General features: G+C 35.6%; 1 pseudogene. It reads right to left on the bottom strand.

The features are described 5' to 3' along the window. Positions 1-236, bottom strand: a pseudogene (locus tag OL66_RS04415) (group II intron reverse transcriptase/maturase); the annotation flags it as partial.

Raw genomic sequence — 236 nt, 5'->3', positions numbered from 1 at the left:
AAGCTCCATTCTGAAAAGACATTTTCAAAATAGGGGGTTAAGAGTTGTTCCAGGCATTTTTGTATCAACCGATCTTTGATGGTTGGTAATCCCAAGGGTCTAGTTCTTTTGTTATCACTAGGAATGAGAATTCTTTTAACTGGTTCCGGATTATAACCATTATTAACGTATTCCTGATGGTATTTTTCTAGTTTTCCTAGATTAATTCCATTAATGGTTTCATTGTCAACGCCTGG

Source organism: Chrysanthemum yellows phytoplasma, assembly GCF_000803325.1.
GTDB lineage: Bacteria > Bacillota_I > Bacilli_A > Acholeplasmatales > Acholeplasmataceae > Phytoplasma > Phytoplasma asteris.
Note: the sequence above shows the minus strand (reverse complement) of the source record. Positions and strands in the feature narration are given on the sequence as shown.